The sequence below is a fragment of the Porphyrobacter sp. CACIAM 03H1 genome (assembly GCF_002215495.1).
Classification (GTDB): Bacteria; Pseudomonadota; Alphaproteobacteria; order Sphingomonadales; family Sphingomonadaceae; genus Erythrobacter.
This window is the reverse complement of sequence record NZ_CP021378.1, coordinates 1,547,568-1,567,214: the sequence shown is the minus strand read 5'-3', so window position 1 is coordinate 1,567,214 and position 19,647 is coordinate 1,547,568. Positions and strand designations below refer to the sequence as shown.

15 protein-coding genes and 1 tRNA gene are annotated in these 19,647 nt (G+C 69.1%); 12 read left to right on the top strand and 4 right to left on the bottom strand.

The window, feature by feature from the left end; translation table 11 throughout:
* Window positions 1-21 precede the first annotated feature (21 nt).
* The gene (locus CBR61_RS07380) at window positions 22-945 is read left to right on the top strand and encodes an acyl-CoA thioesterase (RefSeq protein WP_088913779.1); all 924 of its coding nucleotides are present in this window, start codon (window positions 22-24) and stop codon (window positions 943-945) included.
* A gap of 47 nt (window positions 946-992) precedes the next feature.
* Window positions 993-2,339 (top strand): MFS transporter, encoded by a 1,347-nt coding sequence (locus tag CBR61_RS07375; protein WP_088913778.1) that lies wholly within the window; start codon window positions 993-995, stop codon window positions 2,337-2,339.
* Between the two features lie 40 nt (window positions 2,340-2,379).
* Here CBR61_RS07375 and CBR61_RS07370 read toward each other — a convergent pair whose 3' ends face one another.
* Window positions 2,380-3,195 (bottom strand): universal stress protein, encoded by an 816-nt coding sequence (locus CBR61_RS07370; protein WP_088913777.1) that lies wholly within the window; start codon window positions 3,193-3,195, stop codon window positions 2,380-2,382.
* 149 nt (window positions 3,196-3,344) lie between these two features.
* Between CBR61_RS07370 and CBR61_RS07365 the strand changes: the two genes are divergently transcribed.
* Complete coding sequence (locus CBR61_RS07365; protein WP_088913776.1) at window positions 3,345-4,847, top strand: carotenoid oxygenase family protein; 1,503 nt, start codon at window positions 3,345-3,347, stop codon at window positions 4,845-4,847.
* Window positions 4,848-5,016: 169 nt separating this feature from the next.
* Entirely contained in the window at window positions 5,017-5,934 is a 918-nt protein-coding gene (locus CBR61_RS07360) for an OmpA family protein (RefSeq protein WP_088913775.1), read from the top strand.
* A gap of 51 nt (window positions 5,935-5,985) precedes the next feature.
* On the opposite strand, the gene CBR61_RS07355 is transcribed toward CBR61_RS07360, so the two are convergent.
* The gene (locus CBR61_RS07355; RefSeq protein WP_088915514.1) at window positions 5,986-6,612 is read right to left on the bottom strand and encodes a beta/gamma crystallin-related protein; all 627 of its coding nucleotides are present in this window, start codon (window positions 6,610-6,612) and stop codon (window positions 5,986-5,988) included.
* Window positions 6,613-6,704: 92 nt separating this feature from the next.
* Window positions 6,705-8,666 carry an excinuclease ABC subunit UvrC gene (uvrC, locus tag CBR61_RS07350; RefSeq protein WP_088913774.1) on the bottom strand — a complete coding sequence of 654 codons (1,962 nt, stop codon included), beginning with the start codon at window positions 8,664-8,666 and terminating at the stop codon, window positions 6,705-6,707.
* Between the two features lie 65 nt (window positions 8,667-8,731).
* On the opposite strand from uvrC, the gene CBR61_RS07345 reads away from it, so the two are divergent.
* On the top strand, window positions 8,732-9,925 hold the full coding sequence (locus CBR61_RS07345; protein ID WP_088913773.1) for an NAD(P)/FAD-dependent oxidoreductase: 1,194 nt from the start codon (window positions 8,732-8,734) through the stop codon (window positions 9,923-9,925).
* Window positions 9,926-10,149: 224 nt separating this feature from the next.
* On the opposite strand, the gene CBR61_RS07340 is transcribed toward CBR61_RS07345, so the two are convergent.
* Window positions 10,150-13,395: a hypothetical protein gene (locus tag CBR61_RS07340; RefSeq protein WP_088913772.1), complete on the bottom strand. Its 3,246-nt coding sequence runs from the start codon at window positions 13,393-13,395 to the stop codon at window positions 10,150-10,152.
* Between the two features lie 236 nt (window positions 13,396-13,631).
* Here CBR61_RS07340 and infA point away from each other — a divergent pair, with 236 nt between their 5' ends.
* The 7 genes from infA (at window position 13,632) to CBR61_RS07305 (ending at window position 19,597) form a co-directional block, all read left to right on the top strand.
* Complete coding sequence (gene infA / locus CBR61_RS07335) at window positions 13,632-13,877, top strand: translation initiation factor IF-1 (protein WP_007163491.1); 246 nt, start codon at window positions 13,632-13,634, stop codon at window positions 13,875-13,877.
* A gap of 18 nt (window positions 13,878-13,895) precedes the next feature.
* Window positions 13,896-14,468: a Maf family protein gene (locus tag CBR61_RS07330; protein WP_088913771.1), complete on the top strand. Its 573-nt coding sequence runs from the start codon at window positions 13,896-13,898 to the stop codon at window positions 14,466-14,468.
* Window positions 14,461-15,414: a ribonuclease gene (locus CBR61_RS07325; RefSeq protein WP_088913770.1), complete on the top strand. Its 954-nt coding sequence runs from the start codon at window positions 14,461-14,463 to the stop codon at window positions 15,412-15,414. The genes CBR61_RS07330 and CBR61_RS07325 overlap by 8 nt, the downstream gene beginning before the upstream one ends.
* Window positions 15,411-15,596 carry a DNA gyrase inhibitor YacG gene (locus CBR61_RS07320; RefSeq protein ID WP_088913769.1) on the top strand — a complete coding sequence of 62 codons (186 nt, stop codon included), beginning with the start codon at window positions 15,411-15,413 and terminating at the stop codon, window positions 15,594-15,596. The genes CBR61_RS07325 and CBR61_RS07320 overlap by 4 nt, the downstream gene beginning before the upstream one ends.
* A gap of 129 nt (window positions 15,597-15,725) precedes the next feature.
* Window positions 15,726-15,800 (top strand) — tRNA-Phe (locus CBR61_RS07315).
* Between the two features lie 23 nt (window positions 15,801-15,823).
* Window positions 15,824-16,627: a phosphoribosylaminoimidazolesuccinocarboxamide synthase gene (purC, locus tag CBR61_RS07310; RefSeq protein ID WP_088913768.1), complete on the top strand. Its 804-nt coding sequence runs from the start codon at window positions 15,824-15,826 to the stop codon at window positions 16,625-16,627.
* A gap of 87 nt (window positions 16,628-16,714) precedes the next feature.
* Window positions 16,715-19,597, top strand: a complete 2,883-nt coding sequence (locus CBR61_RS07305; protein WP_088913767.1) for a M16 family metallopeptidase — start codon at window positions 16,715-16,717, stop codon at window positions 19,595-19,597.
* Window positions 19,598-19,647: the final 50 nt, after the last annotated feature.

Below are 19,647 nucleotides of genomic sequence, written 5' to 3'. Positions count from 1 at the left end.
CCGCAAGCATGGCCTCGCGCCATGACTGACACGCCCACGAACGAAGAACTGGTCGCCGGCCTCGTCCGCCTGCTGACGGTCGAGAAGCGCGCCGCCGATGTCTATGCCGGGCCCCCGCAGGCCGACGGGATCGGGCGGGTGTTCGGCGGGCAGGTGCTCGCGCAGGCGCTCCAGGCCGCGCAGGCGAGCGTCACGGACGGCAAGTGCGCCCATTCGCTCCACGCCTATTTCCTGCGCGGCGGGCGCGAGGGGGCGGGTATCGAATACCGCATCGAACGCGACTTCGACGGGCGCAGCTTCGCCAACCGGAGGGTGGTCGCCTCGCAGGAAGGCGAGGACGGCACGCCGGTGCCGATCCTCAATCTCACCGCCAGCTTCCAGCTGCCGGAAGACGGCCTCGAACACATCGATTCGCCCATGCCCGATGTCGCGCGTCCGGATGATCTGCGCCCCGACATGGAGCTGCGCCGCGAGATCGCCGAACAGTGGGCCGACAGGCTCTCCGAGACCCAGCGCCGGATGATGCTGCGCCCGCGTCCGATCGAGATGCGGACGATCGACCGTCTGCACTGGATGAGCCGCGAACCGAGGGAGCCGCGCGCCCACACCTGGTTCCGGGTCTGCGCCCCGATCACGGGCGAGGCCGACACCCCCGAACTCCACCGCGCGATCATCACCTATGCCAGCGACTACACCCTGCTCGGCACCAGCGCCCTGCCGCATGGCCTGAGCTGGATGCGCAACGAGTTGGTCGGCGCCAGCCTCGACCACGCGATCTGGTTCCACCGTGACGCGCGGGCGGACGAATGGCTGCTCTACGCCACCGACGCGCCGTGGTCGGGCGGCGGGCGCGGGTTCAACCGCGGGCGGATCTTCAACCTTGCCGGCGAACTGGTCGCGAGCGTGGCGCAGGAGGGGATGATGCGGAAGAGGGTCAAGGGGTAAGCCCGCCGCGCCTTGCCCGTCATGCGCCGCTGGCCGATAAGCGCGCCATGCTCCGGATCGACCCGTTCCACGCGATTCTCGCCAACAGCCTGTTGCAGAACGTGGTCAATTTCACGGTCTGGTTCGCGCTCGTCTTCTGGGCCTATCTGGAGACGCAGTCGGTCTTCGTGACCGGCATGATCGGCGGCATCCACCTGGCCTTCACCGGCGCCTTCGCGATCTGGTTCGGAAGTCTCGTCGATCACCACCGCAAGCGCCCGGTGATGCTGGGATCGAGCGCGGCCTCGCTGGCGCTCTATGCGGCGGCGCTCGGCGTGTGGCAGCTGAGCCCGCCGGGGGCGATGGCCGATACCGCCGGACTGGCTCTGTGGGGCTTCATCGTGCTCGTCATGCTTGCGGTGATCGCGGGCAACATCCGGATGATCGCGCTCGCGACGCTGGTGACGGTGCTGATCCCGCCCGACCGGCGCGACCGCGCCAACGGCCTTGTCGGCATCGTCGGCGGGGTGGGGTTTCTGGTGACCTCGGCGATCAGCGGCTTCCTGGTCGCATGGGACGGCATCCGCGGGCCGCTGGCGCTGGCAATCGGCTTCAGCGCGCTCGTGATCGTGCATCTGCTGACGGTGAGGATCGGCGATCCCGAACCCGAATCCGCCACCGGGGGCGCGCGCCGGGAGATCGACCTTCGCGGCACGATCCGGGTGGTGGCGGCGGTGCCGGGGCTGTTCGCACTGATCCTGTTCGCGACCTTCAACAACCTGCTGGGCGGCGTGTTCATGGCGCTGATGGACGGATATGGCCTGTCGCTGATGAGCGTCGAGGAATGGGGCCTGCTCTGGGCCGCCGCCTCGAGCGCCTTCATCCTCAGCGGCATGGTGATCGCCCGCACCGGCCTCGGCAGGAACCCGCTGCGCACGCTGCTGCTGGTGAACCTCGTCATCTGGATCGCGGCGAGCCTGTTCACCATCCAGGCCTCTATCCCGCTGCTGATCGCCGGCTGCGTGGTCTGGATGTTCTTCGGCCCCTTCGCGGAAGCCGCCGAGCAGACCACGCTGCAACGCGTCGTCCCCTTCGAGAGGCAGGGGCGGGTGTTCGGCTTCGCGCAGTCGGTCGAACAGGCGGCAGCGCCCCTCACCGCCTTCCTGATCGGGCCGCTGACGCAGTTCGTCGCGATTCCGTGGATGACCACCGGCGCGGGCGCGTCGCTGATCGGCGGGTGGTTCGGCACGGGCGCGGACCGGGGGATGGCACTGGTGTTCTGCCTGACCGGCGCGCTCGGGGTGGTGCTGACCCTCGCCGCCTTTGCCTCGCGGTCCTACCGGCGGCTGTCGCAGGCCTACGCGGCAGCGCCCGCCGGGGCGCCGCCGGTGGTCGTCACCCCGCGCGAACCCTAGAGCGGGATCGGCGGCGCGTAGCCGCTGGGCGTGCGGACACCTAGTGCGCCAGCAAGACCGGCATCTGCGGCTCGCTCAGCATCCGCCGCGTCACCCCGCCCATGATCATCTCGGCAAGCCGCGAGTGGCCATAGGCGCCCATCACCAGCAGCCCGCAATCGCGCAGTTGCGCCGCCGAGAACAGCGTGTCCGCCACCGCCGCCTCGCCGCGCGGAATCTCGACGATCTCGCAGTCGATCCCATGCCGGCTGAGATAGCGCGCGCCCTCGGTGGAAGGCAGGTCGAAGCGCGCGCGTTCGCTGTCCTCGACCACGCAGGCGAGCATCACCTTGCACGAACAGGCAAGCAGCGGCACCGCCGCCCGCAGCGCATGGGCGCTTTCCGACGAGCCGTTCCACGCGACCAGCATCGGCGCGCCGACATCGAAGCTCTTCGTGCCCTCGGGCACCACCAGCACCGGCACCGGCGCCTTGAGCACCACGTCGCCCACCAGCGCCGAGGGCCCGCGCCCGTCGCTGCCCGCTTCGGCCGGGCCGACGATGACGATGTCGGCCAGCGGCGAGGCTTCGAGCAGGCGGTGCGGGGCGATGCCGTAGACGAAGCGCCAGTCCCACGGCACGCCCTCGTGCTCGAGCTCGCGCTCGATCTCGGCGCGCAGCTTCTCGGCGTTCTCCTTGATCACAGGCATCGCCGCGGCGATCGCCGAGCCGTAGAAATCGCCGGGCGCAAAGACCTCGTAGCTGATCGCCTGAAGGCAGGTGATGTGGCCGTTGGTCGCCCGGGCGATGTCGAGCGCCACCTGCAGGCGCGCCTGCATCGCCTTGTCGTGATCGATGTGCAGCAGGATGGATTTCATGGCGTGTCTCCCATTGATGATGAGGATGATCGCCCCGAGCGTCGCGCTGTGCCTTGACCCGGATCAATTTTGCGGGCCGCGCTGGCGCGCGCATAGCACCTTGCCATCGACAAGGCGCGCGATCATTCTGCAGCCCGAGGGAGAAAGCCATGCAGATCACGCGCCACCCGCCGGTGAAGACCAGCCTCGAACCGTCGAACCACCCCTACCTCACGGGGCCGTGGACGCCGCTGCACGAGGAAGTCGATGTTGCCGAGCTGCCGGTGATCGAAGGCGAGATCCCCGCGGACATCGACGGCATCTACCTCAGGAACACCGAGAACCAGGTGCACCAGCCGCTCGGGCGCCATCATCCTTTCGATGGCGATGCGATGATCCATCAGGTCAACATCAGCGGCGGCAAGGCGAGCTACCGCAACCGCTTCGTGCGCACGCACTGCTTCGAGGCGGAGCAGATCGCGGGCCGATCGCTGTGGGGCGGGCTGATGGACCCGTGGGGCACTAGCGTGCGCCCCGGTTTCGGCGCGCATGGCGGGCTGAAGGACACCGGCAGCACAGACATCATCGTCCATGCCGGGACCGCCTATGCGACGCTCTACCAGTGCGGCGAGGCGTGGATGCTCGATCCGGTGACGCTCGGCAGCAGGGGCAAGGCGCCCTGGGTGCCGCTCGACGGCATCTCGGCCCACCCCAAGGTCGACGAGGCGACCGGGGAGCTGATGTTCTTCAACTATTCCAAGCACGCCCCCTTCATGCATTACGGCGTGGTCGACCGCACCGGCCAGCTGGTCCACTACGTCCCCGTCCCCCTGCCCGGCCCGCGCCTGCCGCACGACATGGCAATCACGCCCAACTGGTCGATCCTCAACGACATGCCTTTGTATTGGGACGAGGAACTGCTGGGCCGCAACATCCACGCCGCGCGGCTGCACCCGGGCGTGCCCACCCGCTTCGCCCTGATCCCGCGCCGCGGAAGCCCGCAGGACATCCGCTGGTTCGAGGCCGCGCCCACCTACGTGCTCCACTGGACCAATGCGTGGGAGGAAGGCGACGAAGTCATCCTCGAAGGCTATCACCAGGCCAAGCCCATGCCCGATCCGCTCGAGGAGATGGGCCGCTACAGCCACATGATGGCCTATGTCGACGAGCATTCCTTCCAGTCGCGCCTGCACCGCTGGCGCTTCAACCTGAAGACCGGCGAGACCCGCGAGGAGCGCCTGTCCGAACGGATCGTCGAGTTCGGCATGATCAATCCGCTCTTCGCCATGAAGAAAAGCCGCTACGTCTGGTCCACGACCACGCGCCCCGGCTGGTTCCTGTTCAACGGCTATGTCCGCCACGACACCGAAACCGGCGAGGAACAGGTCTATCGCCTGCCCGAGGGCATCTATGCCAGCGAAAGCCCGATGATCCCGAGAAAGGGCGGCACTATCGAGGACGACGGATATCTCGTCACCTTCCTGATCGACGAGAACACCGGCACCTCGGAATGCGCGATCCTCGATGCGAGCGATGTGACCAAGGGCCCGATCTGCCGCCTCGCGCTGCCGCACAAGATCTGTTCGGGAACCCATTCGGTGTGGGTCGAGCATGACCAGTTGCGGGCCGATGCAGCCTTCCATGCAAGCCGTTTCGCCGCCGCCCGGGCCTGACCGCACGCGTCAACTCGTCGTATCCTCTGCCCTGATGACCCCCTCCTGCGGGGTGCAGGGCGGGTGCGTTCATCTGAGAGCAAGGTTTCGAACAACAACCACGCCTCGCTCACGAAGCCATCGAGGGCCAACAAGGGATCGCGGCCCGCACCGCAGGAGGATTACCACTGTGACCACCACCATCTTCACCCCGCGCAAGATCGCGCTCGCCGCCCTCATGGGTGCTGCCGCAGCGTCCGGTCTCGGCGCTCAGACCATGCCTGCCAACGTTCCGCCCGGCGAACAGCAGGGCGAAGTCCTGACCACCGTCTATGGCTCGCTCCCCCCGCTCGCCGAGATGGAAGCCGGGCCGCGCGTCACCGGGATCATCTCGGCCCGCAAGGGATCGCGCCTCCAGATCACCGGCGATGACGGCGCGACCACGATGGTCACGCTCCACCCCGACACCGAGATCCGCACCCGTGGCGGTTTCCTCGGCATCGGCAACAAGACCCTCGACCAGAGCGCGCTGATGAACGGCCTGCCGGTGATCGTGAAGACCTCGCAATACGGCGAGGGGCTGGTGGCGAGCGAGGTCCGCTTCACCAGCGACGACCGCCAGATCGCGGCTATGATCCGCGGCGGCACGCAGCAGCAGTTCGGCGAACAGGGCGCGGCGATCCAGGCCAACGCCGCCGCCACCGAGGCCCTGCGCGGCCGCCTCGGCGACATCGACAAGTACAACCTCAAGAGCACCACCAACGTCTATTTCGACACCGGCAAGTGGGCGCTCTCGCCGAGTGCGAAGAACGAGCTGTGCAACGCCGCGCAGCAGGCGAACGCCAACGAGAACTCGCTGATGCTGGTGCTCGGCTACACCGACATCACCGGTTCGCAGGAGTTCAACCAGACCCTGTCGGAACGGCGCGCGGCGGCGGTGGTCAACCACCTGCAGCAGGTGTGCAAGTGGAAGCCCTACCGGATGCTGACCCCGACCGGCATGGCGACCGCCGATCCGGCCGCCGACAACACCACCGCCGCCGGCCGCGCGCAGAACCGCCGCGTCTCGGTCAACGTGCTGGTGAGCAAGGCGCTCGACGGGCAGTAAGGACGAACGGGGCGGGCCTCGCCGCGGCCCGCCCCCTTCCCGCGCCGCGCCTCAATAGGCGTTGGTGCAGAGCACGTCGGCGAGATAGACCCGCTGGCGCACCGTTTCGAGGGTCTGGCGGGCCGAACGCCGCCACCCCATCGCGGTGCAGAACTGGTTCGCGGTGCGCTCGGCGCAGTTGGCCGTGGGGGAACCCGTCGAACAGGCCAGAACCCGGTAGCCGCGCTGGGCCGGCGCCGGATAGAACTCCGAGGCCATGCCCCTGAGCGAGGGATTGCGCCCCGGCTCGAGGCTGCCCCAGCCGCCCCCGCCCCCGTTTCCGCCGATCGGGCGCATCGATTGAACCCGCCGCCCCTTGAACGCCGCGCCGAACAGCGGCGTGTCGCGGTCGACCGTCCAGCAATCGCCGCGATAGCCCGGTTCCTCGCACAATTCCCACCGCCCCGAGCGCACCCGCACCGACTGGACCCGCCAAGACAGGCCCATATTCGGCTCCGCCCGGGTGGCAGTGACGGCGGGGCCGTCGTAGCCCGCATCGCGGTAGACCGTGGCCTCGGCATTGTTGCCGAACAGCCCGCGCTCCTGGGGCTCCTGCGCCGTGGCGCCGCCCATGCCCGCCAACGTCATTCCCGCCAGCGCCGCCGCGCCCGCGCCGATTGTCCAGATTTTCTGCTGCATCACCATCTCCCCCTCCACGCGCCGCAGCGCAACCCGGTGGCGAAAGTGACTCACCTTGAGCGGGCTGGCAAGCCCGTCGCGGGCGGGCCGTGTCAGCCGCCCGCGTGGTAGAAATCATAGACCTTGCGCGCCACCGTGGCGCTCACCCCGGGGGCCCGCTGGAGGTCCTCGAGCGCCGCCGCGCGCACCTTCGACGCGGTGCCGAAATGCAGCAGCAGCGCGCGCTTCCTCGCCGGGCCGATGCCGGGGATCTCGTCGAGCGGGCTGGCCGTGATCGCCTTCGACCGCTTGGCCCGGTGCGCGCCGATGACGAAGCGGTGCACCTCGTCGCGCAGGTTCTGGAGGTGGAACAGCAGCGGCGAGTTCACCGGCAGCATCTTCTCGCGCCCGTCGGGGAAGTGGAACACCTCGCGCCCCTCGCGCCCGTGATGCGGCCCCTTGGCGATGCCGATCACCGCCACCTCGTCGGCGATGCCGATCTCCTCGAGCACCCGCATGACGCTGGAGAGTTGCCCCTTGCCGCCGTCGATCAGGATCAGGTCGGGGAGGATGGTTTCGTGCCCGCCCGCCTTCGCCTCGGGGTTCTCCTCCCCTTCCGCGAAGTTGCGGAACCGCCGCGCCATCACCTCGCGCATCATCGCGAAGTCGTCGTTCGCCTGCGCCTCGCGGATGTTGAACTTGCGGTATTGCGACTTCTCGAAGCCGTCCGGCCCGGCGACCACCATCGCGCCCACCGCCTTGGTGCCCTGGATGTGGCTGTTGTCGTAAACTTCGATCCGCTGCGGCGGCGTGTCGAGCTCCAGAAACTCCGCCAGCTCGCGGTTCAATCGCGCCTTGGTGCCGGTCTCGGCCAGCCGCCGCTCGAGCGCCTCGACCGCATTGCGCTGCGCCTGCTCCATCAGCTTGCGCCGGTCACCACGCTCAGGGACGGAGAGCCGCACCTTGCGCCCCGCCAGCTCGGACAGAGCGGCCTCGATCAACTCGGTCTCGGGCAGTTCGCGGTCGACGAGGATGGTCGGCGGCGGCGGCACTTCCTCGTAGAATTGCAGCATCACGTCGGCGAGCACCTGTGCCTCGTCCACATCCGCCGTGTGGCGCGGGAAGAGCGCGCGGTGGCCCCAGTTCTGCCCGCCACGGATGAAGAAGGACTGGACGCTCATCTGCCCGTTCTTGGACGCAAGCGCGAAGACATCGGTATCGCCCAGCCCCTGCGCATTGATCGCTTGGCTTCCCTGGATGAAGGTCGCCGCCCTGAGGCGGTCGCGCAGCATCGCCGCAGTCTCGAAATCGAGGTTCGCCGCCGCCTCGGCCATCTGCCGCTCGAGATCGGCCTGCACCGCGCCCGACTTGCCCGAGAGGAAATCCTTGGCCTGCCGCACCAGCGCGTCATAGCCCGCCTCGTCGATCCGCCCGACGCAAGGAGCGGAGCAGCGCTTGATCTGGTAGAGCAGGCAGGGCCGGTCGCGGTTGTTGAAGAAGCTGTCGGTGCAGCTCCTGAGCAGGAACAGTTTCTGGAGCGCGTTCAGTGTCGTGTTGACGCTCCCGGCGCTGGCGAAAGGCCCGTAGTAATTGCCCTTCGCCCGCCGCGCGCCGCGGTGCTTCTGGATGCGCGGAAAGGCGTGATCGGCGCGCAGCAGGATGAAGGGAAAGCTCTTGTCGTCGCGCAGCAGCACGTTGAAGGGCGGGCGAAACCGCTTGATCAGCTGCGCCTCGAGCAGCAGCGCCTCGGCCTCGGAGCGCGTGACGACGATCTCCATGCTGCGCGTCTGGCTGACCATGCGCTGGAGCCGCCCCGAAAGCTGGGCGATCTGGGTGTAGTTGGCAACGCGGGCCTTCAGCGAGCGCGCCTTGCCGACATAGAGCACCTCGCCCCGCGCATCGAGCATCCGGTAGACGCCCGGGACGGGCTTGAGCACCTTCACCGTTTCGCGGATCGCCCGCACCCCGCCCTCAAGATCGGGCTGGGCCGAGGCGACGGTGTAGGCGGCGCGCTCCTCGTTGAAGCGTTCCGCACCGCGGGGGTCGTGGGGGGTGCCTGCGGGGGTTCGGGCCATGCGGGTCAGATAGGGATGGTGGGGGGCGATTGGCAATCGCCGCGCGCGCCCCTATCGGCAGGATCGTGGAACAAAGCGACGTCATCATCCTCGGCGCGGGCGCGGCCGGACTGTTCTGTGCCGGGCAGGCGGGGCAGCGCGGGGTGCGCGTGGCACTGCTGGAGAAGGCCGAGGCTCCCGGCAAGAAGATCCTCATATCCGGCGGGGGACGGTGCAATTTCACCAATCTCGGGGCGGGACCGGCGAATTATCTCTCGGCCAACCCCCATTTCGCCAAGAGCGCGCTCGCCCGCTACACCCCGGCCGACTTCATCGCGCTGGTCGATCGCTACGGCATCGCATGGCACGAGAAGACGCTGGGGCAGCTGTTCTGCGACGGCTCGGCGAAGCAGATCGTGGCGATGCTGCTGGAGGAATGCCCGCCCGAATTCGTGACCCTCACCTGCGGGGTCGATGTCGCCAAGGTCGTGCGCGGAGAGGATGGCACCTTCACCGTCAACGCCGCCGATGGCCGCGCGTGGCAGGCCCCCGCGCTGGTGATCGCCACCGGCGGGCCCTCGATCCCCAAGATGGGGGCGAGCGATTTCGCCTACCGGCTGGCGCGGCAATTCGGCCTGAAGGTGGTCGAGCCCCGCCCCGCCCTCGTCCCGCTGACGCTCGGGGGCGAGGAGGCGCTGTTCCGCGAGCTTTCGGGCGTCGCCGCACCGGTGCGGGCGCGGGCCGGACGGGCCGAGTTCGCGGAGGCGGCGCTGTTCACGCACAAGGGGCTCTCCGGCCCCGCGATCCTGCAGGTGTCGAGCTACTGGCGGCACGGCGAGCCGGTGGGGATCACCTTCCTTCCCGAGGCCGCGACCGACTGGCTGATCGAGGCCAAGCGCGACCGCCCCCGCACCCACCTGCGCACACTCCTGCGCGAGCGGCTTCCCGATCGCCTCGCCGATGCGCTGGCCGACCGGCTGGGGCTGGACCGCGAGCTCGGGAACCTCGGCGACAGGGATCTGCGCGCCGCACAGGCCAAGCTCGCCGACTGGCGCTTCGCCCCGAACGGGACCGAGGGCTATGCCAAGGCCGAGGTCACCGCCGGGGGCATCGCCACCGCCGAACTCTCCAGCCGCACGATGGAAGCGAGCAAGGTGCCCGGCCTCTATGCCATCGGCGAGGCGGTGGACGTCACCGGCTGGCTCGGCGGCTACAATTTCCAGTGGGCCTGGGCGAGCGGCCATGCCTGCGCCGAGGCGCTGGGCGCGCGCACGGCCTGAGGCGCAGCGGGCGTTTTCCTACTGCCGCGCCGCGCGCTATGTCCCTTGCGGCTCTTTCCCATGGTCCATCCCCGCGCCCGCGCCTGATCGAATCGCCGGGGCCGCGAAAAAGCGAAAACACAGTGTCAACTTCGCTTTTCGCGCCTTACCTCATGAATTTACAGGGCAATTCGTGTAGGAATGCGAAGTTTACAGTGTCAACTTTGTAAACTTCGCCACCCCGCTCAGAACAGCTTCCTGAGGTCGATCCCGAGATAGAGCCCGAGCGGGTCGATCACGAAGGGATTGTAGTTGACCGGCGTGACACCGGCCGAGTCCCGCACCCGGCGCTGCGCATCGAAGACGTTGTCGGCGACGAGACTTACGCGCAGGTCCTTCATCAGGCCCTCGTTCTTCCCCGTCACCTCGCCCATATTGGCGAAGATGCGCAGGTTGAAGGTCACGATGTCGTCGAAGAACAGGTCGCTGGTGCCGACCGCCCCGTCGAGCCGGGTTTCGCCGGTGTAGATGCCCGAAAGGCGGAAGCCGACGCCCTTGCCGAACAGGCCCGCTTCCAGCCGGCTCGAATGGCGAGGCAGGCCGAAGGCACCGGTGGCCTGCCCGTCGAGCTGGTCGAGCGGGGCAATGCCCGGCGCGATCAGGATCTCGTTGGCGAGCTCGATCGTGTGGGTCAGGTTGAAGAAGTAGCGCCAGCCCTGCATCTGCCGCCCGCCCGCGAGCGGGTTGAAGGCCGGGCCGCCCGCAGGCGCACCCCCGCCACCCGGAGCACCGCCGGCACCCGGAGCCCCGCCGGACGGCGGTGCCGCGGCGCAGAAGCGCTGCTTGAACTGCTCGAGCGCCTCGGGCGGGATCGTCCCGTCGGGGCGGCGCGAACGGTCGAGCGCCATCTTGATGAAGGCCGGATCAACGCCCGGCAGTTCGGCCGAGACATCCTCGCCGCGCTCGATCTTGCCGACCAGCTGGGCGATCGCCGCGGTGCCGTCGGGGCCGCAGGCCCGCTCGCGGAAGGCGGCGAGCGCCGGGGGCATGGCCTGCCCCGCCGGACGTCCGGCAGGCGCGCCGCCGGGAGCACCCCCCGCCGCGCCGCCGCCCATCATCGCCGGGTCGATGGCGCAGATGCGGGTGCGGAACTGGGCAAGGCGCGCAGGGTCGATCTTGCCGTCCGCGCCGCGCAGGCGGGCGAGCATCGGGGCGAGCCGCGCGGCGTCGATCCCGGGGTATTCGGCCGAGATGTCCGCGCCGCTGTCGATGGCGGCGACGAGCTTCGTCAGGAAGGCCTCCCCGTCATCGGCGCAAAGCCGGGCGCGGAAGGCCATGAACTGCTCGCGCTGTTCGGGGGTCGGGGCGAAGCCGCCGCCGAAGCCCCCGGCGGGAGGCCCACCGGCGCCCGGCTGGGGTGCGGGGGCCGGTCCGGTGGTCGGCGGGGCCGGCTGGGCGGCCGCGGCAGGCGCGCCGCCCCCACCGCCGGGGCGTCCGCCGCCACCGCCGAAGGGTCCGCCGGGGCCACCCGCCGGCGCGCCGATGCTGCCGTTGGTCGAGAAGGTGAACTGCAGCCGGTCCGCGCGGGTCTCGGCGAAGCTCACCGGACGGCGGTCGACGGCGATCAGACGTCCGGCGGCGTTGCGGGTGACGCGGCCCGGGAAGGCGGCCTCGATGTCGGCGGTGATCTGCGGGAAGCCGCTGACCACGTTGTCCGAGCGGTTGCGGATGTAGTCGACCGCGAACCGCGAGTTCTCCCAGAAGGGCAGCGACCAGTTGGCCGAGAACTTCCAGTCGCGCTGGGTTTCGGGCGGGAGCGCGGGGTTGCCCCCGGTGGTGACATCGGCCAGCACGGTCTCGCCGCGCACGAAGTCGAACACGGGGACGTTGAGGTTGACGATCTGCGGATTGCCGAGCTGCGCCAGCCCCGGCGCCACCTCCCGCCAGATATAGGTCGCCGACAGGTCGAGCCCGTCGAACGGCTTCCAGGTCAGGCCCGCGTTCCAGTCGCCAAGCACGCCGAAGTCGCTGAGGTCGTCAACGCCCGCCTGCAGGTTGAGCGTGAAGTCACCGAGCGCATCGAGGAACTCGTCGCGGCGGCTGGTGAGCGGGATCACGACATTGGCCCCGGTCGACAGGTTGCGCCGGGTCAGCGTGACCTCGGTCGCCGAACGGGTGTCGGCGCTCTCGATCCGCTGCCAGTCGAGGCGCAGGTCGAAGGTCGCCAGCACCTCGCCCGCCGGAAGCTCGCCGAGCGGGCCTTCGAGCGTTGTCAGCGTGCTGCCGTTGATCACCCGGCTGCGCGCCGTGTCGAAACCGTTGGCGGTGTCTGCCGGCAGAGGACCGTTGAGCGCCAGCGTGCCGGCAAGCGCAGCGGCCTGGAAGACCGCGAGCTGGTCGGCGCGCAGTCGCCGGTCGATCTCGGTCTCGCTCTCGGTGAACGAGCCATCGAAGGTGCTCGTCAGGCGGAACGAATTGACCGGCCTGGTCACCGATCCGGCGGCCGAGATCGTGTCGCTCGAATTGCGCCGCGCCAGCGGGGTGTCCTCGCCGAAGGTGCGGCGCAGGCCGTCCGGGTTGGCCGCATTGCGCAGCACCACGGTGTTGAGCCCGTCGAGGCTGCGGCTTTCGTTGCGGGCGTAGTTGAGGTTGGCACTCAGGGAGGTGCCGCTGTCGATGATCGCCTTGGCCCAGGACACGTTGGCGTCGATGCCGAAGGTGTCGGCGAGCAGGCTGCGGAAGGCGGCCTGGTCGGGATCGGTCGCGACCTGCGAGATCGAACCCGGCGTCTGGGGAACGTCGCGTTCGTCCTCGGTCAGGAGGTTGGTGTCCTCCAACCGGATGCTGGCGTTGATCCGCCCGCCATTGGCGATCTTCAGCAGGCCGAGCTGCTGCTCGTTGCGGCTGTAGCCCCCGCGCGAGGGCGCCTCGAACTCGAGGTCGAGCTGGCGGTTGGCGTAATTGTCCTTGAGGATCAGGTTGATCACGCGGCGATCGGGCGGGAAGCCGAAGCGCTGGGCGACTTCCTCGGGGAACACCTCGACCCGCGCGAGCGCCTCGGGCGGGTAGTTGGCGAATTCGCGGAAGGAGCCGATGCGGATGCCGTTGACGAGGATCACCGGTCCGCCGCCCCCGCGCCCCCGCGCCGAGCCGGTGCGGGCGCTGATCTGGGCGATGAGGTCGGTGATCGAGGTCACGCCTTCCGAAGCGATGGCAGTCTCGTCGAGCTCGAGCAGCGGGGCCTGGTCGACGAACAGCTGGCCCTTGAGCCGCCCGGAGCGCACGATGATCTCGTTGGGGGTGACCGAACCCGCATCGCTGGCGCTGGCGGGCTCTTCCTCCTCCGGCTCGGCCGGAGGGCCGGGCTGCGGCTGCACGGCCGCACCGGCGGTGGCGCCGGTCTCGGCAGCGACCGGCGGCAGCGTCATGGCCAGCCCCAGTGCACAGGTGCCTGCGCGCAGCATCGCGCGGGAGAGCGGGGAGAGGTTCATGGTGTCCCTTCGATTGCAGTTCTTCGGTCAGGGCGGCTTTTACCGCTCCCGTGCAGGCCGTCGGCGAATACAGGTCGCCGATCGGCAACGCATAATGCGCCCGATCCCGAACCTGCGAAAACCCGCAGATCACCGCCCTAACGCACGAGCCTTCCCTTTTGGTTCCCGCATCGCTAAAGCGCAGCCCCACATCGACGGGCGTATTGTGCGCCGCAACGGGAATACGAAGGAATTTCATGGCCAAGGAAGAACTCCTCGAAATGCGCGGGCGCGTGGTCGAACTGTTGCCCAATGCGATGTTCCGGGTGGAGCTTGAAAACGGCCATGAAGTGCTCGGCCACACTGCGGGCAAGATGCGCAAGAACCGCATTCGCGTGCTGGTGGGCGACGAGGTGCTGTGCGAGCTGACGCCCTACGATCTCACCAAGGCGCGCATCACCTACCGCTTCATGCCGGGTCGCGGCGGCCCCGGTCCGCAGTAAGGCCCAAGGGCCCGCCGGATGGGCTCTCTCCATCTGACACTGGCATCGGCCTCCCCCCGGCGGCGCGAGCTGCTGGGCCGGCTCGGCCTGGCACCCGACGCCGTTACCCCTGCCGATATCGACGAGACCCCGCTGAAGGGCGAGCAGCCGCGCTACTATGCCTTGCGCATGGGACGCGAGAAGGCGCTTGCGGTGAACGCCCCCGGCTTCGTGCTGGCGGGCGACACCGTGGTGGCGGTGGGTCGGCGGATCCTTCCCAAGACGGAAGACGAGGCCGAGGCCCGCGCCTGTCTCGAACTGATGAGCGGGCGGCGGCACCAGGTGCTCTCGAGCGTCGTGCTGCGCGCGCCCGACGGCACTGTGCGCGAGCGGCTCGACGAGACGGTGGTGTGCTTCAAGCGCCTGAGCGCGCAGGAGATCGCCGATTACCTCGCAGGCGGCGAGTGGCGGGGCAAGGCCGGCGGCTATGCCATCCAGGGTGCCGCGGAAGGGCTGATCCGCTGGATCCACGGCAGCCATTCGGGGGTGATGGGCCTGCCGCTCTACCATGCCCGCGCGCTGCTCAAGGCGGCCGGGTTCCCCATTGGCTGAGTGGCTCGTCGAAGAGGGCATCGGGGAGACCCGGGCCCTGCTGGTGGAGGGCGGGCGCGTGCTGGCGGCACGGCTGCGGTGGCCGGGCGAGCCGGTCTGCGGTGCGGTCCACGCGGCACGCCTGACCCGGCGATTCGCCGGCACCCGGCGCGGGATCGCGACACTCGACACCGGCAGCGAGGCGCTGATCGACCACCTGCCGCGCGAGGCGACGGAGGGCGTTGCAGGCAAGGTGCGCCTGACCCGCGCACCGATCCACGAACGCGGACGTCTCAAGCGCGCGCAGGCCCGCTGGCTGGGCGAGGCCGACCCAGGCAATGATCCGGTCGAAATCGAGGGCGAGATCGTCCGCCGGTTCCCGCAAGGCCTGTGGGAGGATGTCTGGCACGCGGCATCGGCCGGCGCGATCGCCTTTGCGGGCGGCGAGATCCTGTGCGCCGCGACGCCGGCCATGACCGTCATCGACATCGACGGCGAGCTAGCCCCGACCGCGCTGGCCCTCGCCGCGGTCCCCGCCATCGCGGCCGCGCTGGCGTGGTTCGAGAGCGGCGGCAACATCGGGATCGACTTCCCCACCATCGAGGCCAAGGCGGATCGCCGCGCGGTCGACGACGCGCTGGCGGCGGCGCTCGACCACTGGCCGCACGAACGCACCGCGATGAACGGGTTCGGCTTCGTCCAGATCGTCGCGCGGCTCGAAGGGCCCTCGCTCCTCCACCGTTTCGCCACCTCGCGCACGGGGATGTGCGCGCGCTTTGCCCTGCGTCAGGCCGAAAGGGTCGAAGGCGCGGGCGTCACGCTGCTGACGGTGCACCCCGCAATCAAGGCGAAGCTCAGGCCGGAGTGGCTCGAGGACCTGCGCCGCCGCACGGGCCGCGCGGTGCGGGTGGAGACCGATCCCGGACTTGCGCTCGAAGCGCCCAGTGCCCAAGTCGTACCGGCATGACCACCAAGCCCAAGCCCTGTCCGATCTGCCGCAAGCCGCGCTCGGAAAGCTATCATCCCTTCTGTTCGCAGCGTTGCAAGGACCGCGATCTGGCGCGCTGGTTTTCCGATTCCTATGCCGTTCCCGGCCCTCCGGCCGATCCCGAGGAACTCGCGCAGGAAAGCTGGCGCGAGCAGGATTGAGCCACCGCGGAGAAAGGCGAAAAAAGGGCGTGAAAACCCCTTGCCAACCCCCGCGCCCTTCGCCATAGGGCCGCTCTCATTTGCTCGCCGGGGCAGCCAGATGGCTTCGCCCCGTCGCTCGCAGCGAATGCCCGGGTAGCTCAGGGGTAGAGCAGCGGATTGAAAATCCGCGTGTCGGTGGTTCAAATCCGCCCCCGGGCACCATTCGCTGAAAAGGGAAACCGTCGATGTCCCGCCGCACCAAGCTCTACGAAGGCAAGGCCAAGATCCTCTACGAGGGCCCCGAACCGGGCACGCTCATCCAGTACTTCAAGGACGACGCGACCGCCTTCAACGCCGAGAAGAAGGGCACGATCAACGGCAAGGGCGTGATCAACAACCGCATCAGCGAGCACGTCTTCACCCGCCTCGGCCATATCGGCATCCCCACCCACTTCATCCGCCGCCTCAACATGCGCGAGCAGCTGATCCGGCAGGTCGACATCATCCCGCTCGAAGTGGTGGTGAGGAACGTCGCCGCCGGCTCGATCTCCAAGCGCCTCGGGATCGAGGAAGGCGAGCCGCTGCCCCACACGCTGATCGAGTATTATTACAAGGACGATGCGCTCGGCGATCCGCTGGTGGCCGAGGAACACATCGCCTGCTTCAACTGGGCCAGCAACGACGAGATGCACGACATCTCCTCGATGGCGATCCGCATCAACGATTTCCTGTGCGGGATGTTCGCCGCGATCGACATCCGCCTGATCGACTTCAAGCTTGAGTTCGGCCGCCTCTACGACGGCGATTACAGCCGCGTGATCCTCGCCGACGAGATCAGCCCGGACGGCTGCCGGCTGTGGGACATGGCGACCGGCGAAAAGCTCGACAAGGACCGCTTCCGCCGGGATCTCGGCGGCGAGGAGGAGGCCTATCGCGAGGTCGCCCGCCGCCTCGGCCTGCTGGGCGCCGAGGACAACGGCCCGGGCGAGGTCTTCGACCTGTCGCACGCACGCTCGCGCCTGCGCGGCCCGCCGCCGCTCAAGAAGTGAGCGGGCCCGAGAAATAGGCTGACAGCCGCGTTTCCGGCGCTAGTCTCGGCACGGTAACCATCAAGCCGTGAGAGACCTCTGAAATCCATGCGGAAATTTCCCTTAACCGCCGCGCTGATGCTGGCGCTCTCTCCGCTTGCCCTGACGTCGGCGCTCGCCGCGCAGGATACCCCGGTCGCCGCAGCCGCCGCCCCGGCCGAAGCACCCGCACCCGTCTGGGCCTTCGAGACGAGCGACGTGCCGGTCGATCCCGGCTACACCTTCGGTCGGCTCGACAACGGAATGCGCTACATCATCCGCCGCAACGCTACCCCCGCGGGCACGGCGCTGGTGCGGATGCGGATCGATTCCGGCGCGCTCGAGGAAACCGACACCGAACGCGGCCTTTCCCACTATCTCGAACACATGGCCTTCAACGGATCGAAGGGCATTCCCGAAGGCGAGATGATCAAGCTCCTCGAGCGCGAGGGCCTGGCTTTCGGCGCCGACACCAATGCCTCGACCGGCTTCGAGGCGATAACCTACATGCTCAACCTGCCGCGCAACGACGAGGCGCTGCTGGGCACGGCGCTGAAGCTGATGCGCGAGACCGCGAGCGAGCTGACCATTTCCGAGGAAGCCGTGGCGCGCGAGCGCGGGGTCATCCTCGCCGAACGGCGCGACCGTGCGGGCTTTTCCCTGCGCAACTACGAGGACAACGCCGCCTTCCTGGCGCCCGGCGCGCGCTACACCCAGCGCCTGCCGATCGGCACGCTCGAGGTGCTCTCGGGCGCCACCGCGGCACAGATCAGGGCCCTCTACGAGCGCACCTACACCCCTGCCAACACGGTGCTGGTGGTGGTCGGCGACTTTCCCGTCGAGTTGGTCGAGGCCGCGATTCGCGCCCGCTTCGCCGACTGGACGCCTGCCCCAGCCCCTGCCCGACCCGTTGCAGGGCCGATCGATGTGACGCGCAAGGGGCTGACCGACATCCATCTCGACCCCTCCCTGCCCGAGTTCGTCACCATCAGCCGCCTCGCCCCCTGGCGCGACGAGCCCGACACCATCGCCAACCGCCGGGGGACGACATTCCGCAGCGTCGGCTACGCGATCATCAACCGCCGCCTCGCCCGCCTTGCCCGCGGCGCAGATGCGCCCTTCCGCAGCGCCACCTTCGGTTCGGGCGACATCTTCGAGGATGCGCGCATCACGAGCCTGCAGGTCGGCAGCGCCGATGGCGAGTGGCGCAAGGGCGTGCTCGCCGCCACGCGCGAGGTGAACCAGGCGCTCGCCTACGGCTTCACCCGGGCCGAGGTCGACGAACAGCTCGCCAATATCCGCACCGCACTGGAAAACGCCGTGAAGGCGGCCGACACGCGCGGCAATGCGGTCTTCGTGAACGCCGCGCTCGGGCTGGTCGGCAATGAACAGGTGCCGGTGACGCCCGAATGGCAGCTCGCCGAGTTCGAGCGGCTGGCTCCCGAAATGACCCCGCAGGCGATCTGGCAGGCGGTGAAGGACGATGCGGCGCCGCTGGTCGATCCGCTGATCCGCTTCGAGGGCCGCACCGCGCCCGAAGGCGGCGAGGCGGGGCTACGCAGCGCCTTTGGCGAAGGCATGGCGCTCGCCATCGCCGCGCCCGCCGACAACGGACCGCTCGCCTTCGGCTACAGCGACTTCGGCCCGGCGGGAACGGTGGTGTCGGACACGCTGGAGCCGCGCCTCGGCCTGCGCCTGGTGCGCTTCGCCAACGGCGTGCGGCTGACGCTCAAGAAAACCGATGTGCGCAAGGACCGGGTCGCCTTCACTCTCGCGGTCGATGGCGGCGACCTGATGAACACGCGCGAGGCACCCTTGCGCACCTACCTCACCAATTCGTTGGCTGCGGGCGGGCTCGGCAAGCACAGCCAGGACGAGCTCACCAGCGTGCTGGCCGGGCGCAGCGTCGGCTTCAGCCTGTCGAGCGATGCGGACGCCTTCGGCAGCGGCGGCACCACCACCCCGCGCGACCTCGCGCTGCAGATGCAGGTGCTCGCGGCGATGCTGACCGATGCGGGGTACCGCCCAGAGGGCGTCGAGCGCTATCGCAAGAACATCGACAACTTCTTCAACACGCTCGATTCCACCCCCGGACGGGCGCTGTCCTCGGCGAGCGGAGCGATTCTGTCGGACAACGACCCGCGCTTCAGCCTTCATCCGAAATCCGCCTTCGAGGCGCTCGACTTCGTGCAGCTGCGCGACGCGATCGGCGACAGGCTGGCGCACGGCGCGATCGAGCTCGCGCTGGTGGGGGATCTCGACGAGAACGCCGCCATCGCCGCCGTCGCCGCGACGCTCGGTGCGCTGCCGCCGCGCGAGGAGGCCTTCCAGCCACGCGCCGAGAACCGCAACCGCAGCTTCACCTCCACCCGCGGCCCGCGCACGCTGACCCACAAGGGCGAGCCCGACCAGGCGCTGCTGCAATGGGTGTGGCCGACGACCGACGACCGCAACCACGCCGAGGCGCTGCGCCTGCAACTGCTCGCCCGGATCGTGCGCCTGGAACTCACTGACCGACTGCGCGAGAAGCTGGGACAGGCCTATTCGCCCTCGGCCGGATCGAGCAACAGCCGCATCTATCCCGGCTATGGCACCTTCGCGATCAGCGCTTCCGTCGCCGCCGATCAGGTTGCGCCGACGCAGGCAGCCTTGCAGGAGCTGATCGCCGACTTGCGCGCCGGCCCGCTCGATGCCGACGTGGTCGAACGCGCGCGCAAGCCCTTCCTCGAGGAGTATGCCAACCTGCTCAAGGATCTGGGCGGCTGGCTCGGCCTTGCCGCTAGGGCGCAGAGCGAGCCCGAGCGGCTTGACCGCTACTTCGCGACGCCCGTCCTGATGGCGGCGATCACGCCTGCGGATGTGCACGCCGCCGCGCTCAAGTATCTCGATCCCGCAGGCGCGGTCGCCTTTGCCGTCCTGCCCGAAGCCGTAGGCGAGGGCCCCCACCCATAGGCAAAAGAAAAAGCCGGCAGGTCGCCCCCTGCCGGCTTTCCCCTTTCGGT